This is a genomic window from Pseudomonas sp. AMR01, from assembly GCF_041946035.1.
GTDB lineage: Bacteria > Pseudomonadota > Gammaproteobacteria > Pseudomonadales > Pseudomonadaceae > Aquipseudomonas > Aquipseudomonas antarctica_B.
Map to the genome: position 1 here is coordinate 1 of NZ_JAUTYR010000163.1, position 541 is coordinate 541.

Annotated in this window: 1 protein-coding gene; it reads right to left on the reverse strand. The window is 60.6% G+C overall.

All coding sequences use genetic code 11. The annotated features are described in order from the left end of the window. Positions 1–67: 67 nt before the first annotated feature. Positions 68–541: hypothetical protein (locus Q7C20_RS27055; protein ID WP_375071225.1), on the reverse strand; the 474-nt coding region annotated here is incomplete at its 5' end.

Consider the following 541-nt stretch of genomic DNA (forward strand, 5'->3'; position numbering starts at 1 on the left):
ATCGGCCATGAACCAATGTCACCCTTGGGCCCTTTGAGGTTGCCCTTCTTTACCCACTGCAACACCATCAGACGTCCTCCAATTCGTAGTAATCGCCTGTGTTCGCAGGGTTGTTCGGGTTATTTGGGTCACTGGGATCCATTTGCAGCCAGGACGCGCCGAGCCCGACCCATATCGGAGGCGGCGTGGGCGAGGTGATGCTGAGCACGGGGCCGAACGGGAAACGGATAAGGTCCGCAATCCCGCCGCCACTGGCCGGAACATTCAGTTTCCAGTTCGGGGAATCAGCGCGGACGAACTCGCCCTGGTCGTTCAGCCACCTGACGGAGATCTTGTAGTACGTGCCCACCGGCACCAGTTCATCGTTCGGCTGAAGGTTCACGGTGAACGCGCCACCGGAAGTCGGTGTCGTCCTGATCGGTTGGGTGACCAGCAGGCGGCCGCCGCTGGCAACCGCAGGGCCGCTTGCCGTGAACTCGATCTCTGGGTACAAGCCAGCAATGGACTGCAACCCAAAGTCGCTGATTGTGCCCGTCACGGT